This is a genomic window from Pseudooceanicola endophyticus, assembly GCF_018760365.1.
In the GTDB taxonomy this organism is placed as follows: domain Bacteria; phylum Pseudomonadota; class Alphaproteobacteria; order Rhodobacterales; family Rhodobacteraceae; genus Pseudooceanicola; species Pseudooceanicola endophyticus.
Genome location: NZ_JAHIAB010000014.1, coordinates 88284 through 101263, shown reverse-complemented (window position 1 = coordinate 101263; position 12980 = coordinate 88284). Strand labels below are relative to the sequence as shown.

The 12980-nt window shown below is 67.7% G+C and carries 11 protein-coding genes; 2 read left to right on the top strand and 9 right to left on the bottom strand.

Annotation, left to right across the window (positions count from 1 at the left end):
* Positions 1 to 47: 47 nt before the first annotated feature.
* From KM176_RS20720 to KM176_RS20700, 5 genes are all read right to left on the bottom strand, one after another.
* Positions 48 to 1151 carry an ABC transporter substrate-binding protein gene (locus KM176_RS20720; protein ID WP_160896479.1) on the bottom strand — a complete coding sequence of 368 codons (1104 nt, stop codon included), beginning with the start codon at positions 1149 to 1151 and terminating at the stop codon, positions 48 to 50.
* 58 nt (positions 1152 to 1209) lie between these two features.
* On the bottom strand, positions 1210 to 2253 hold the full coding sequence (locus tag KM176_RS20715) for a LacI family DNA-binding transcriptional regulator (protein ID WP_160896478.1): 1044 nt from the start codon (positions 2251 to 2253) through the stop codon (positions 1210 to 1212).
* Between the two features lie 99 nt (positions 2254 to 2352).
* Positions 2353 to 3060 carry a GntR family transcriptional regulator gene (locus tag KM176_RS20710; protein WP_160896477.1) on the bottom strand — a complete coding sequence of 236 codons (708 nt, stop codon included), beginning with the start codon at positions 3058 to 3060 and terminating at the stop codon, positions 2353 to 2355.
* 24 nt (positions 3061 to 3084) lie between these two features.
* On the bottom strand, positions 3085 to 3990 hold the full coding sequence (locus tag KM176_RS20705; RefSeq protein WP_160896476.1) for an NAD(P)-dependent oxidoreductase: 906 nt from the start codon (positions 3988 to 3990) through the stop codon (positions 3085 to 3087).
* Positions 3987 to 4700: a class II aldolase/adducin family protein gene (locus KM176_RS20700; RefSeq protein ID WP_160896475.1), complete on the bottom strand. Its 714-nt coding sequence runs from the start codon at positions 4698 to 4700 to the stop codon at positions 3987 to 3989. Before KM176_RS20700 ends, KM176_RS20705 begins: the two co-directional genes overlap by 4 nt.
* A gap of 318 nt (positions 4701 to 5018) precedes the next feature.
* Here KM176_RS20700 and KM176_RS20695 point away from each other — a divergent pair, with 318 nt between their 5' ends.
* Positions 5019 to 6449, top strand: a complete 1431-nt coding sequence (locus tag KM176_RS20695; protein ID WP_160896474.1) for a NarK family nitrate/nitrite MFS transporter — start codon at positions 5019 to 5021, stop codon at positions 6447 to 6449.
* Positions 6450 to 6505: 56 nt separating this feature from the next.
* On the opposite strand, the gene KM176_RS20690 is transcribed toward KM176_RS20695, so the two are convergent.
* From KM176_RS20690 to KM176_RS20675, 4 genes are all read right to left on the bottom strand, one after another.
* Positions 6506 to 7804 (bottom strand): SLC13 family permease, encoded by a 1299-nt coding sequence (locus KM176_RS20690; RefSeq protein WP_160896473.1) that lies wholly within the window; start codon positions 7802 to 7804, stop codon positions 6506 to 6508.
* Positions 7805 to 7831: 27 nt separating this feature from the next.
* Entirely contained in the window at positions 7832 to 8662 is an 831-nt protein-coding gene (locus KM176_RS20685) for an amidohydrolase family protein (protein ID WP_160896472.1), read from the bottom strand.
* Positions 8663 to 8821: 159 nt separating this feature from the next.
* Positions 8822 to 9550 (bottom strand): GntR family transcriptional regulator, encoded by a 729-nt coding sequence (locus tag KM176_RS20680; RefSeq protein WP_160896471.1) that lies wholly within the window; start codon positions 9548 to 9550, stop codon positions 8822 to 8824.
* Between the two features lie 200 nt (positions 9551 to 9750).
* Positions 9751 to 12210: a sensor domain-containing protein gene (locus KM176_RS20675; RefSeq protein ID WP_160896470.1), complete on the bottom strand. Its 2460-nt coding sequence runs from the start codon at positions 12208 to 12210 to the stop codon at positions 9751 to 9753.
* A 222-nt stretch (positions 12211 to 12432) separates the two neighbouring features.
* Between KM176_RS20675 and KM176_RS20670 the strand changes: the two genes are divergently transcribed.
* The gene (locus KM176_RS20670) at positions 12433 to 12930 is read left to right on the top strand and encodes a nucleoside deaminase (protein ID WP_160896469.1); all 498 of its coding nucleotides are present in this window, start codon (positions 12433 to 12435) and stop codon (positions 12928 to 12930) included.
* Positions 12931 to 12980 lie beyond the last annotated feature (50 nt).

Genomic DNA, 12980 nt, shown 5'->3' with positions numbered 1-12980 from the left:
GCGCGCCCTCCGGGTGGGAGAGGTTGCGGGCGGCTCCCCTGTGCGGATCAGCGCGAGATGAAGTCGAGGAAGCGGTTTTGCACCTCGGCGTCATGTTCGGCGTAATAGGCGGCCGAGACGTGCAGCACGTCCTTGAGGTTTTCCGGCGCCAGCGAATAGACCGCCTTGTCCTCCTCGCTCATCAGGGCAAGGGCGGCGGGGTTGGTGGGCCCGTTGCCCATGGCGCGCAGCAGCGTCACCTGGCCCTCGGGCAGGAGCGAGGAGTTGATGAACTCGAACACTTCCTTGCCGGCGGGATTGCCCTTCGGCACCGACCAGGCCGAGGCGAAGATCAGCTGGTTTTCCCAGGTCCAGGTCAGGTCCGGGTTTTCCTTGCGCAGCAGGTTGGCGCGGGTGTGCCAGATGTTGCCCATCACCACCTCGCCCTCGCGCAGCAGCTGCTGGGACTGGGCACCGCTTTCCCAGAAGATGATGTCCTTGAGGTAGGGTTCGAGCTTGGCGAAGGCGCGGTCCACGTCGAGGGGATACATGTCCTCGGGCTTGACGCCGTCGGCCATCAGCACGGCCTCAAGCTGGCCCTGGACCCATTTGCACATGGTGCGCTGGCCGGGGAACTTGTCGAAATCGAAAAAGTCCTTCCAGCCGGCGGGCACCTTGCCGTCGGTCTGGGTGGCATCATAGGCCAGCACGTTCGAGAAGATGTAGTTGGCGACGCCGTATTCGGCCGCCATGCCCTCTCCGACGCGGGACTTGTCGACGACCGAGTAGTCGATCGGATCGACATAGCCGCCCTTGCCCAGCACCGCCGCGTCGGTCATGCCGCCGTCGGTGGCATCCCAGATCACGTTGCCGGCCTCGACCATGGCGCGCACCGCGCCGGTCGAGGGGCCGGCGCCATCCACCACGACCTCGATGCCGGAGGATTTCGTGAAGGGGGCGCCGTAGGCGTCACGGAAGGCGTCGATGGCGGCGCCGCCCCAGTTGCAGACCACGATCTCGCTGGCGGCGGCATGGGCGGCACCGGGGCGGATCGTGGCGCTCAGGCCCAGGGCGGAGAGCGCGGCGACGAACTGGCGGCGGCTCAGCTGGCCGGTCTTCAGCTTGTGGCGGGCGATGTCGAATGCGTCTTGCTGGAACGTCTGTCGTTGCATGTGATCAATTCCCTGTTGAGGTAGATTTCTGTTGGCGAACGTTCTTGGCCCGGGGCGGTCAGTCCGCCCGGGGCAGTGGCGGGTCCTCCGGTCCGGGGGCGCTTACCGAGGCGCGCTCGATGATCGACACCGGGACATGTTCCTGCCGGGGCAGGACAGAGCCGTCCTGGATCAGCTCCAGAAGCAGGCGGATGCCGCCGCGCCCGAAATCCTCGGGCGACTGGCGGATGGTGGTCAGCGGCGGGGCCAGCAGATCGGCGTTCGGGATGTCGTCGAAGCTGATCAGCGACACGTCGCGCGGAATGGAAAGCCCCATGTCGCGGGCGGCACGCAGCGCGCCAAGCGCCAGCACATCGGCGGTGGCGAACAGCGCGGTCGGGGGATGCGGGCGCTCCATCAGGTGGCGGAAGGCGCGCGCGCCGCTGTCCTCGTCATAGGCGCCGTGCAGGATCAGCCCGGGGCTGGGCAGCAGCCCGGCGCGGGCCATGGCGCGCGCATGTCCCTCCTTGCGCCCGATGCTGGAGGACATGCCGTCGGGCCCGCAGATCATGCCGATGTGGCGGTGGCCGTGGTCCAGCAGGTGACGGGTGGCCAGCTCTCCGCCCTCGGCGTTGCGGGCAAAGAGGCGCGGCGCCAGGGCGCCGGGCACGTCCTCGTCGATCAGCACCACGCGGCCCGTGGCATTGATCGCCTCCGCCAGGGCGGGATCGGCGGGGTGGTTGGTTTGCAGGATCAGCCCGTCGATCTGGTGATTGGCGATCCGTTCGATCTGGGCCAGCTCCTGCTCGATCCGGTTGCGGCTGTTGAAGATCATCAGCCCGTAGCCCTGGCGCGCGGCCTCGTCCTCGGCAGCCGAGGCGATGGCGGCGAAGAACGGATAGGCAATGTCGGAGGTGACGAAGCCCAGCGTCCGGCTGGCCCCGAGGCTGAGCTGGCGCGCCAGCGCATTCGGGGCATAGCCCAGGGTCTCGACCGCCCGTTCGATGCGCCGGGCGGTGGCTTCGGGCAGGGTGATCTGGCCGTTCAGATGCCGCGACACGGAGGTCATGGAGACCGCGGCCTCGCGTGCGACATCGCGGATGGTGACACGTTTGCGGATCATGGGCGGGACCTTTGCAAACTGTCGGAAACAGCGGAAAGGCGGCTTGAAAACCGCTTTACCAAGTCCGTTTTGCAAGAAAGGCGGGGCATGGCGGGTCCCTCAGACGGCGGGTCTGGTGAAATAGTCGGGGCTGCTTTGCGCCAGCCCCTCAAGGTCGGTGGCCGAGGCTTCGAGGTGTTCGCGCATCCGGCGCTCGACCTCGGGCAGGTCGCCCCTTTCCAGGGCCTCCAGCACGGCGCGGTGATCCTCGACGATGTTGCGCAGGTGGGCCAGATCGGGGCCGATCAGGAACTGCACCCGCACCATGTCGGCGGCGCAATACTGCACCGTGCGCCAGACCGTGGTCATGCCGATGGCGGTCATCAGCCCGGCGTGGAACTGCATGTCGGCGCGGAAATGGTCGATCATGCTGCCGCTCTCAAGCTGGCGCTCATGGCGGCGCACCAGCAGCTCCAACTCCTCGATCTCGTCTGTGGTGGGGCGGCGGCCCCGGGCGAAGGCCAGGCTTTCCAGCGTCGCGCGAATGAAGATCGCCTGGCGCGCCCGATCCACGTCGATCAGCGCGACCCGGGTGCCGGACTGGGGGTAGACCTCGATCATCTCGGCATCATGCAGGCGGCGGAAGGCATCGCGCACCGGCGTCCGCGACACCTGAAGCTGTTCGCCCACGCGCTGCTCCGAGAGCTTGTCGCCGGGTTTCAGCTGCGCGGTCAGGATCTGTTCGCGCAGGGCGTCGAAAACCTGTTCGCCCATGGTGTTGCGCTTGCCGTGATCGAGCCGGATATGGGTGAGAGCGGTGTCCTGCATGGCGGTGTCCTTGGATGCGGTCGGTCAGGCCGGGGTCGGCTGCAGGGTGGCGAGCTCGGCGGCGAGGGCATGGGCCATGCCTTCGGGCGAGGGAATCGCGGCACAATGCGGGCTGATCCGGATGCCGGGATGGTCCCACATCCAGTGGTCGGAGGGCAGCGGTTCGATGCCGAAGACGTCGAGGAAGGCCGCGCCGAGATGGCCTCTGTCGAGGGCGGCGCGCAGGGCCCCCTCGTCCAGCTGGGCGCCGCGCCCGGCCTGGGCCAGGTAGGCGCCGGGGGCAAGCCGGTCGAAAAGCTCTGCGTTCAGAAGGCCGGTGGTTTCGGGCGTGAGGGGCAGCAGGTTCACCAGCACGTCGGCGCCTTTGCAGGCCGCGGCCAGATCGGTGTGGACGCTGACGCCGGGCAGGGTGCGGGGGCGCCGCGCCAGCCCGTGCACGTCGAAGCCGCTGGCAGAGAGATGGGCTGCCACCTCGGCGCCGATGCGCCCCAGCCCCAGAACGGTGACCTTCAGCGTGGCGCGCGCGGGCAGCGGGCGCGGGTCGGGCCAGCGCCGCGCGCTCTGGTCGCGCAGCCGGTCCTGATCGCGCTGCTGGCGTGCCATGCAGGCCAGAAGCGCGTAATCCGCCATCTGCCGCGCCTGATCGGGATCGACCAGCCGCGAAAGCTCCAGGCCGGCGGGCAGGCGGGGATCGCCGCTCAGCCGGTCGGTGCCGGCGCCGAAGCAGATTACCCGCTGCACACCTTCGGGCAGGGCATCCATGTCGGGCGGCAGCTGCCAGGCCAGCAGCACGTCGCAGGGCTGCACGCGGGCCTCGGCATCGCGCCACAGAAGAAAGCGCGCCCCGGGGCAGGCCTTGCGGAAGGCCGCCTGGTAGGCGGGTTTCCAGGCCAGCGGGTCTGTCATCAGGATGGTCGGGCCGGTGGTCATGCGTCAAGCCAGGCGAGGCGGCGCATGGCCTGCCATTCCAGATCCGCCGAGCCATCGGGATCGGCATCGTATTGCGCGGCGGTGCGGCGGCAGACATCCGCGCTCGGCAGGTGCAGGGTCTGGCCGGTGCCCTGGGCCATCAGCTGCATCCGGCAGGCCATCTCCAGGTTGTACATCAGCGAAAACGCCTCTCCGATCGTGCGCCCGACGGTCAGAAGCCCGTGGTTGCGCAGGATCATCGCGCGGTTGTCGCCAAGGTCCGCGACCAGCCGGGATTGCTCTGCCGTGTCGAGGGCGATGCCCTCGAAGGTGTGGTAGCCGATGCGGTCGTAGAACAGCAGCGCGGTCTGGTTCAGCGGCAGCAGCCCCTCGGCCAGGCAGCTGACGGCCACGCCGGCGGCGGTGTGGGTATGCACCACGCAGGCGGCATCCGGGCGGGCCTGGTGGATGCAGCAATGGATCACCGCGCCGGCGGTGTTCACCGGCACCGGGGCGCCGCGCGCCTGGTGCCCGTCGTGGTCGATCACCACCAGACTTTCCGGCGTCACCTCCCGGAACAGATCGCCGTAGCGGTTGATCAGCAGCAGGTCGGGCTCATCTGGCAGCCGGGCCGAGACATGGGTGTGGATCATGTCGTCCATGCCGAAGCGGGCGATCAGCCGGTAGACGGCGGCGAGGTCCTGACGGACATCCTCCTGGGCATCGAACATGGGGGCTCCGAAGTTGTGCGGTGTAACTGGTATCCCAGTGTGCAAGTTGGTCGACGCCTGACAAGACGGCATCGCTGGGCAAAGTCGCGCTTGCGGATTTGCCTGCCCGATTTCCGCGCGGGCGCTTCAAAGCGCAGACCGGGGCGCCGTGCTGCCGGTTTTCCGGGCGCTCCGGGGACACGAGGATGTGGCGCGCCCGTCCCGCAGGCGCGGGGGTCGCATTGCGCCGCGCTGCCGCGCAGGCTATCCGGGCCACGTTCCTGGAAGGCGAGACCCGTGCAGACAAGCCCATTCAACCTTTTGTCGTTTCAGGGGAAAATGCGAATCCTGCACCTCAGCTGGGTGGCCTTCTTCCTGACCTTCGCGATCTGGTTCAACCTGGCGCCGCTGATCCAGGCGATCCGCGGCAGCCTGGGTCTGGACGCCGCACAGATCAGCACGCTGCTGGTGCTGAACGTGGCGTTGACCATCCCGGCACGCATCGTCATCGGCCTGCTGACCGATCTTTACGGGCCGCGCCGGGTCTATGCGGCCCTGCTGATCCTCGCAGGTCTGCCCTGTTTCGCCTTCGCCTTTGCCCAGACTTTCGCCCAGGCGGCGCTGGCACGATTCGCCCTCGGGCTGATCGGGGCGGGCTTCGTGGTGGGCATCCGCATGGTCAGCGAATGGTTCCCCGCGCGCGAACTGGGCACGGCCGAGGGGATCTATGGCGGCTGGGGCAACTTCGGCTCGGCCGTCGCCGCCTTCTGCCTGCCGGGGCTCGCGCTGTGGATCGGCGGAGAGGACGGCTGGCGGTGGGCCATCGCCGCGACCGGCGCCCTGGGGATGGTCTACGGGGGCGTCTATTTCCTGCTGGCGCGGGACGTGCCCGAGGGCGGGCGCTACCTGCGGCCGCGCACGCCCGGAGGGATGGAGGTCACCTCGAAAGGGGATCTGGCCTTCCTGCTGGCGATGAAGGGGCCGCTTTACCTAGCGCTTGCGGCGCTGGCCTGGCGGCTGAAGGGGGTGGCGCTGCTGACACCGGGCGGGCTGGGCGCGGTCTGGGTCGGGCTGGGGCTGCTGTATCTTTGCGATGCGGGGCTGACGCTGCGGGCCAATGCGCGGCTGTTCCGCGCCCCGGTGCCGGTGGCGCAACGCTACAGCTTCCGCCAGGTGGCGATCCTGAATCTGCTCTATTTCGCGACCTTCGGATCGGAGCTGGCCGTGGTCTCGGTCCTGCCGCTGTTCTTTGCGGAAACCTTCGGCCTCTCGGCGGTGGCGGCGGGTATGCTGGCCTCGGCCTATGCCTTCATGAACCTGATGTCGCGCCCCGGAGGCGGCTGGATCTCGGACCGGAAGGGGCGGCGGGCGACGCTGCTGGTGCTGACGGGGGGGCTGGCGCTTGGCTATGGGGCCATGGCGCTGATCGGCCCGGGCTGGCCGGTCTGGATGGCGGTGCTGGTGGCGATGGCCTGTTCGTTCTTCGTGCAGGCGGGCGAAGGGGCGGTCTTTGCGGTGGTGCCGCTGATCCGGCGGTCGCTGACCGGGCAGATCGCCGGAATGACCGGGGCCTATGGCAATGCCGGCGCGGTCTTCTACCTGCTGCTGTATGGCGTGGTCGGGGCGCAAACCTTCTTCCTGGTGATCGCGGGCACCGCCGTTCTGGGCCTTGTCGCGCTTCTGTTCCTGCGCGAACCCGCCGGAGAGATCACCGAAATGACCGGAGACGGGCGCCTGATCCGCATTCCCGTTGGCCTGCCTCAGGCATGAAAGACCCGCCCGGAGGGATCTCCGGACGGGCCATGTGCCTTTCGGGGGGGCGCTGATCAGATCAGGAAGGTCAGCGCCACGTTGACCAGCATCGCCGCGACGAAGCCGATGGGGGCGGCGCGCAGCAGCAGCCGGGTGAACAGGCCCGAACGCGTCGCGTCATCGGGGGCCGAGCCCAGGATCAGGCTGCCGCCCGAGGAGAAGGGCGAGATCGAGGTCGCCTGCGCCCCCACCACGATGGCGGTGAACATCAGCATCGGGCTCAGGCCGAACTGCGCGGCCAGCGGCGGCACCATCGGGAACAGCGCCGGCGTCACCACGCCCAGGGTCGAGGCGAACAGCGACATGATCGCGGCCACCACCCCGAAGCTGAGCGGCACCAGAGGCGCGGGGATCGTGTCGCCGATCCAGCTGGCCAGCTCGTTGATCGTGCCGGCCTTGATCGCGACCGAGATCAGCATCCCCATGCCGCAGATCATGATCAGCGTCGGCCAGGGCAGAGAGGTGATCGCCTTGCGTTCATCCCCAAGCTTCAGCATCAGCGCGATGACCGAGAAGACGCTGGCGATCAGGCCGATGTCGATCTTGGAGTTGATGTAGGTGATCGTGGCATTGGCGGGCATCGCCAGATGTGCCAGCGGACCGGCCAGAACGATGGCCATCATCACCAGGGTCAGCCACAGGGTGGCCTTCTGGCGCTGGTCCAGCGGCTCGGGGCGGGCGAAATCGGCACCAAGGCCGCCGATCTGGCGGTGACGCCCGCCCAGGAACAGCAGCACGGTGATCACCGCGACCGGCAGCAGGAAGGTCGCCAGGAAGATCGAGATCGAGTTCACGAAGGCGGCGTTGTCCGACAGACCTGCATTGGTCATCAGGCCGCGGAAGATGATGCCCGACTGGCTGGACATGAAGTTCGCACCGCCAAGCGCGCCGTAGTTCACGGCCATGCCGCCCAGGATCAGGTCCATCCCCGTGCGCTTGCACAGGATCAGGGTGATCGGGGCCATGAAGGCCAGCACGGTGTAGTAGCCCGCGCCCATGGCGGCGATGATCGTGGCGGTCAGGAAGATCGCGTAGGGCAGCAGCCAGGGCATTCCGCGACACAGGTACAGCAGGTGGCCGGCCAACTTTTCAAGCGTGCCGTTGACCATGGCGAAGCTGTAGAACAGGCAGACCGAGAAGATCACGAAGAAGATCTTCAGCGGCCACATGGCGATCACTTCGGAGGGTTTCATACCCATCACGAAGCTGCCGATGATATAGGCGAAGGCGATGGCGAAGAGGCCGATGTTGATCCGGGTCAGATAGCCCAGGACAATGGCGGCCACGATGGCCAGAACGACAACGAGGCTCATGTATTCCTCCCTCTCTCGTCGGTGATGTCAGTTGAAGCGGAACAGCGGGGCCGGGTTTTCGACCAGCACGGTGCGGCGTTCGGCGGGATCGGGCAGCAGGGCCTCCAGACGGGCCAGCTGGGCGTCGTAGCCGGTGGCGGCCTCGAAGCGGGTGTGCGGCCAGTCGCTGCCCCAGCAGAAGCGCTCCAGCCCGCCGCAGGCTTCGCGCAGCGCCGCAAGAGAGCGCGCGGCGGCGCTCGTGTCCTGGCCCGAACGATAGGGTGCCGACAGCTTGACCCAGGCGCGCGGTGTGGCGCGCAGCATCTCAAGCACCGCCGCATGAGCGGGGTTTGCCGGATCGATGCCGCCCTGGGGCAGGCCGAAATGGTCGATCATCACCGTGCAGCCGGCGGCGGCGATGGGCGGGGCGATGGTGGCGAAATCCTCGAAGGCGCGCTGGATTTCGACCTGCCAGTCCAGCGCGGCGAGGCGCTGGAAGAAACGTTGCCAGCCGGCATCGGCATAATCTTCGGGGGTCTTGCCGACCAGGTTCAGCCGCGCGCCGACAAAGCCCTGGTCGTTCAGCCGGGCAAGTTCGGCCTCGGAAATCTCGGGATCGACCACGGCGATGCCGCGCAGGCGATCGCGATGGCCCGAAAGCGCCTCGGCGATCAGCCCGTTGTCGGTGCCCAGAAAGCTTGGTTGCACCAGAACGCCGTGGCTGATGCCGGCGCGGTCCTGATGACCCAGCCATTCGATCAGCGTGGCGTCATATTCGGGCGTGTAGCGCCGCCCCTCGGCCATCTGCTGATCGGCGTTGAAGATATGGGCGTGGGTGTCGATGCCGGTGATCGCGCGGGCGGGCTTGGGGACGGTCATGGAGGAACCTTCTCGGCAGGTAAAGGAGACCCGGCCCGCTTCCGCCTGGAAGGGGAGGACGCCGGAGGCGGGCCGGGGGGTGGGGTGAGCCGCAGGGAGACCGGCTCGAACCCCAGGGGTGCCGCGTCGGGGGATGGCCGGCGCGGCAATGCTGTATCTTCAGCCGATCTGGCTGCGGTATCGGAACCGCTCTGCCGGACCGCTGGTCTCGCGCCACTCAAGGACCGTGCCATCCAGGGCGAAGGCGGTCCGTTCGATGCGCGCGATGGGGGCACCTTCGGGCAGGCCCAGACGCGTGGCCGTGGTGCCCTTGGCGGTGCCGAAACTCACCTCGTCCACAGCGCGGGCAATGAACTGGCCGAACCGGTCGAGGAAATAGGGATAGAGCAGCGGGCCGATGGCGGCCTCGGGGTCGCTCTCGAAGCCCGCGAAGGGGGCGTAGGGCAGCCAGATCTCCTCCGAAAGGAGCGGCTCGTCCGCGAAAAGGCGCAGACGCTCGATGCGCAGGACATCGCTGGTGCCCAGGATCGCGGCCACCGGATCCGGCGCGGTGACGCGGGCGCGGCTCAGCAGGCGGCTGGCGGGAATGCTGGGGCTGTCGCCGCCGTCGCGCAGGGCGAAGAAGCGGAACAGGCTGGAATCGAAGGCGGGTTTGCGCAGGAAGGTGCCGGCGCCCTGGCGTCGTTCCAGCAGGCCTTCGTCGACCAGCTGCTGGATCGCCTTGCGCACGGTGCCGACCGACAGGCCGCTGTCGCGCGTCAGCGCGTTCTCGGACGGAAGCGCCTGTTCGGCCTGCCATTCCCCGGCGGCGATGCGTGCCGCAAGGCGATCGCGCAGACGCATGTAGGCGGGCAGTCGGCTGTCTTCCTGGGCAGTCATCTCTGGCATTGCTCCCATCTCCTCGGGGGCTGGAGTATGCCCGGTAGGGGATCGAGTCAACTACTTCTATATAGAACTAGATAACAGAAGGTGTGTTTCCTTCAGGAAATCCCCTTCAAGTTGCTGAAATCGCAAAGGTCGCCCGGTCGAAAAAAATGGCCCGGGGCGCGCGGTCCCGAGCCGGTGTGCTGCTGCGGATGGGGCGGGGCCTAGCCGTAGGCGGTGGCGCAGCCGGTGCGTTCGGCACAGAACAGCTCCAGCGCCTCGGCGGGCAGGGCGGGCGCATAAAGGAACCCTTGGCCCTCGTGACAGCCCAGCCGGCGCAGCGCGCTTTCCTGATCGCCGGTCTCCACGCCCTCGACCACCACCTTCATCTGCAAGGATCGGCCCAGTCCGATGATCGCCTCGACGATGGGTCGGTCCAGTTCGGGCTGGGACACGAAGCTGCGGTCGATCTTCAGCGTGTCCACGGGCAGCCGGCGCAGGTAGGACAGGTTGGAGAAACCGGTGCCGAAATCATCCAGAGACAGCCGGAAGCCCAGGTCGCGCAGGCGGTCCAGCTGCTCCTGGATGCGGGGATTGGCGCCGATCAGCACGCCTTCGGTGATCTCGAATTCGAACTGGTCGGGGGACAGGCCGAAGCCTGCCAGCTCTGCCGTCACCTCTTCGATGAAATCGGGCTGTTGCAGGCTGACCGGCGACAGGTTGACCGAAATCCGCATGTCCCGCAGCGGGCCCTGACGCCAGCGTGCCGCCTGTCGGCAGGCCTGGCGGAAGACCACCCGTGTCAGCTCTCCGATCAGGCCGGCTTCCTCGGCGACGCGGATGAAGGCGCCGGGCATGATCAGCGTGTCGCCCTCGCGCATGCGCACCAGCGCCTCGGCCCCGACCACCCGACCGCTGTCGAAGGAGATCCTGGGCTGGTAATGCACTACGAAGGAGTCCCGATCCAGCGCGGTGCGCAGCCGGCGTTCCTGGCGCAGGCGTTCGTTGGTCTGGGCATTGAACTCGGGGCGGTGGAACAGGAAGGCGTTGCGGCCCGTGCGCTTGACCTCGTAAAGCGCGCCATCGGCGGCCGACAGCAGCGCCTCGCCATCGATCCCGTCATCGGGATACAGCCCGACCCCGATGCTGAGGCTGACATCGACGCGTCCCCCCGGCGTGCCCAGCAGCAGCGGATCGCGCGAGGCCTGAAGGATGCGTTGTGCCACCACGGCCGCTTCCCGTTCAGAGGGCAGGCGGGGCAGCAGGATGGTGAATTCGTCGCCCGCCCAGCGGCAAACCGTGTCGCCCTCGCGGACGCAGGCGCTCAGCCGGTCGGCCACCGCCTTCAGCACCGCATCGCCCTGGGCGTGGCCCTGGGCATCGTTGATCACCTTGAACCGGTCGATGTCGCAGAACAGCACGGCGCACTTGCTGTCATCGCGCCGCGCGGCGCGCAGCGCGGTCGCCAGCCGGTCCTTGAAAAGCGAACGGTTCGGCAGCCCGGTCAGCGCGTCGTGATGGGCCATAAACTCCAGCTTCCGGGCCATGGCGCGCTGTTCGGTGACATCGTGGAACACCAGCACGCCGCCGACGATCTCTCCGGCGCGGTTGCGGATCGGGGCGGCGGAATCCTCCACCGCGATCAGCGCGCCGCCCCGGGCATGCAGGGTCGAGCTGGCGGTCAGCTCCACCACCCGGCCCAGGCGCAGCGCCTCGGCCAGCGGGCAGGGCACCGGCGCGCCGGAGGGGTCGTGGACACGGAACACCTCGTCTACCGGACGGCCGCGCGCCTCGGCGGTGCTCCAGCCGGTCAGCTCTTCGGCCACCAGGTTCAGCTCCGTGATGCGGCAGGCGGCATCGCAGGTGATCACCCCGTCCCCGATCGAGCGCAGCGTGGTGCGCGCCAGCTCGTGCTCTCGGTGCAGGCGTTCCTCCGTGCGCTTGCGGGTGGTGATGTCGAGGATCTGCGACACGAAATGCGAGACCGAGCCATCGCCGTTGCGCACGGCGGCAGTGGACAGGATGCTCCACAGCGTCTGGCCACCACGCGTGGTATAGCGTTTTTCCAGCATGTAGCTGTCGCCATCGCCCGCCAGCAGCCGGGTGCGTTCGAACTGGTCGCGGGCCAGGTCCTCGGGGTGGCTGGGCGGGCGGAATCCCGGCTGCAGCATCTCTTCCCGGGAATATTCCAGCATGTCGCAGAAGGCGTCGTTCACCTCCAGGAACTGGCCGTGCCGGTCCATGATGGCCATGCCGACGGGGCTGTAGTTGAAGGCCACCTCGAAACGATTGCGGAAGGTGCGGGCCTCGTGTTCGGACCGGCGCTGCGCGGTGATGTCCCAGATGAAGACATGGATGCCCAGCAGGCGCCCGTCGGGCAGCAGCTCGGGGATGTAATGCGCGATCGAGGTCCGGTCGCCGCCCTTGTAGGGCATCGTGCGCCGGTAATTGACCGCCGTGCCGGCCATGGCCTGGTCCATGTAGGGGGCGACGACTGCCCGTTCCGATGCGGTCAGGATCGCATAGGCATGCTGACCGGTGAAGGGCTGGCCGGACTGGCCGAACCACGCGGCGGCGTCGTCGTTGTGGTATTCGACAATCAGGTCCGGTGTCAGGAAAACATAGGGAAACGGTGCCTGCCGCATGGCGTTCAGCATGAATTCAAGCAGACGTTTTGCCGGCATTGTCCCCTCCCATGCGGAATGTGTCCCGATATTCCTGTATATTGCTGATTGGCCGGACAGAGGCCAATGCATTATGCAGCACCCGTGATGGAAATGGCGCAACGTTGCATTTGGGAAAGGTTTTTCTGAGGAGCTTTGCGCTTGTTGGCGCCACGGCAGACCCTAGGATGGGGGCAAGGGGCGCCGATGCCCTCAACCCTACAGCCGACAGGAAGTTTCATCATGCCCGTGTCCTACGGCCAGCCCTCCGAGGCCGACCTGACCCATCTGCGCCGCACCTACGAGATCGCCTCCGAGGCGGCCGAGGGCGGCCAGCATCCCTTTGCCGCGATCCTGGTGGATGCCGGGGGCACCGTGCTGATGGAGCAGTCGAATGCCTTCATGCCCGACCACGACATGACCGGCCATGCGGAACGCGTGCTGATGACCCGCGCCGGCAAGGCCTTCGCGCCCGAGGTTCTGGCGGGGGCCACCATGTACACCTCGGCCGAGCCCTGTGCGATGTGCGCCGGCGCCATGTACTGGGTCGGCGTCGGGCGCATGGTCTACGGCCTGTCCGAGGCGCGGCTGAAGCAGATGACCGGCGATCATCCGGAAAACCCGACGCTGGATCTGCCCTGCCACCTGGTCTTCGAGGCCGGGCAGCGCGCGGTGGAAATCGTCGGGCCGCTGCTGGAGGACGAGGGCGCCGCCCTGCACGAGGCTTTCTGGAACAGCTAAGAAAATGGCCTGGCAGCAAGGTGTTGCCGGGCCATCCTCATGTTCTGCCT